We start from the raw sequence: 1,985 nt of genomic DNA on the forward strand, positions 1-1,985 counted from the left end.
CACCCTGGGCCGCGCGGTGCGCGCCGAGCTGCCCGGCGGCGGCGTGCTGGAGGGCACGGCCGTGGGCCTCGGCCCCGGCGGCACCCTGCGCGTGAAGCACGTCACACCGGACCGTGGCACAATCGAGACCGAGGTCAGTGCGGGGGACGTGGCCCACCTGCGCGGAGACGTCCATCGCGGCGCATGACACACCCGTCCCGGTCAGGAGGTGACCGCCGTGCGACTCGAGCCCGGTGAGCAGGTGATGGTGCGCACCCGCACCCACCCGCGCGCGCTGCTGCGCCCGGCCGCGGTCCTCGTGGCCGTCGCGTTCCTGCTCGGCCTGGCCGTCGGCGTGCTCGCACGCCCCGACCTGCCCGGGATCGTCGCCGCGAACCGCGCCGTGCTCGAGGCGGCCGCGTGGGTGGTCGCGGCGCTCGTCCTGCTCCCCGGCACCATCCGCCCGCTGTGGCGCTGGGTCTTCCGGCGCACCGTGCTCACCGACCGCCGCATCCTCCAGGGCGCCGGCGTCGGCGGCTCCGGTGCCGCCATGCCGCTCGTGTCCATCGCCGACGTGCAGCGGCGCCGCCGCGGCTCGGGTGCCGGAGACCTGCACATCCTCTTCCAGGAGCCCGCCCGCCAGGTCCACTGGCGGCTGCGCGACGTCCCCGAGGCCGCGCGCTTCGAGGAGGCCCTGGCCCACCTCACCCGCCAGGCCCGCACCGCAACCTGGCCCGCCCCCGTCCCGACAGGAGACCTCCGATGAGCCGTCCGGAGACACCGGACACCGCACCGCTGCCGATCGTCCCGCCGGCTGAGGACGAGACCGCCCGCGACGTCGAGGAGCGCTCCGCCCAGCCCGCCGGCTGGACGAGCGCGATGCGCACGCTCGACGCCGGCCTGGTGGTGGGCCCGCGCGCCTACACCTCACGGGAGGTGGCGCAGCGCCTCGGCGTCTCGATGGCCTCCGCCCGGAAGATCTGGCGTGCGCTGGGCTATCCGACGTCGCCGGAGGGGCACAAGGCCTTCACCGAGGCGGACATCGAGGCGTTCGAGTCCGTGCTCACGCTCGTGCGCTCGGGGACGCTGAACGAGGACACGGCCATCTCGCTGGCGCGCTCGATCGGGCAGATGACGGACCGCATGGTGGTGTGGCAGATCGAGGCGCTCGTGGAGGACAAGATCGCCTCCGAGGACCTGACGGACCCGGAGGCGCGGCGGGCCGTCGTCGACATGCTCCCGGACATGGTCGGACCGCTCGAGAAGGCCATGCGGATCGTCTACCGGCGCCAGCTCAACCGCGCCGTGCAGCGCCTGACCGTGCGCGTGGAGGCCGGGCTGGCGGCCAGCGCCCGGGGCCGCGACGGCTCCGAGTCGGACGCGCCGCTGCCGCTGGCCCGCGCCGTCGGCTTTGCGGACATGGTCTCCTACACCACGCTCTCCCGGACCATGGACGACCGGACGCTGGCCCGCATGGTGCTGCGCTTCGAGTCCCTCGCCGCGGAGACCATCTCGGCCGGCGGCGGCTGGCTCGTGAAGACCATCGGCGACGAGGTCATGTTCAACGCCGAGACCCCCGAGGCCGGCGCCGCGATCGCGCTCTCCCTGGCCGAGACCATCGCCGCGGACGAGGAGCTGCCCTCGGCGCGCGTCGCCCTGACATGGGGACGGGTGCTCTCCCGCATGGGGGACATCTACGGGCCCACCGTGAACCTCGCCGCGCGGCTGACGTCCCTGGCCGATCCGGGTACCGTGCTCGTGGACGCCATGACCGCTGCGGCCCTGTCCCGGGACGAGCGCTTCGTGCTCGTCCCGCAGCCGCCCAGGATCGTCCGCGGGTTCGGAGAGGTCCGCCCCTCCCTGCTCTTGGACGGGTCGGCCCAGACCCTGCTCGCCGACTGATCGAGGACCCCGTGGACCCCCGCCCCGAGACCCCGTCCGCGCCGCGGCCCCAGGCCGCGGGCGCCACCCACGTGGGCGCCGTCCGCGACCTGAACGAGGACGCG

At 75.0% G+C, this 1,985-nt stretch carries 2 protein-coding genes and 1 pseudogene; all 3 read left to right on the top strand.

Annotated elements, in window-relative coordinates; genetic code table 11:
* A pseudogene (locus HMPREF3105_RS09855) lies at nt 1-187 on the top strand (biotin--[acetyl-CoA-carboxylase] ligase); the annotation flags it as partial.
* A 21-nt stretch (nt 188-208) separates the two neighbouring features.
* Nucleotides 209-745, top strand: a complete 537-nt coding sequence (locus tag HMPREF3105_RS09860; RefSeq protein ID WP_020625512.1) for a PH domain-containing protein — start codon at nt 209-211, stop codon at nt 743-745.
* A complete protein-coding gene (locus HMPREF3105_RS09865) occupies nt 742-1,881 on the top strand; it encodes an adenylate/guanylate cyclase domain-containing protein (protein WP_070709465.1) in 1,140 nt (379 codons plus the stop codon). Before HMPREF3105_RS09860 ends, HMPREF3105_RS09865 begins: the two co-directional genes overlap by 4 nt.
* Nucleotides 1,882-1,985: the final 104 nt, after the last annotated feature.

It is taken from the genome of Micrococcus sp. HMSC31B01 (genome assembly GCF_001816085.1).
Taxonomy (GTDB): domain Bacteria; phylum Actinomycetota; class Actinomycetes; order Actinomycetales; family Micrococcaceae; genus Micrococcus; species Micrococcus luteus.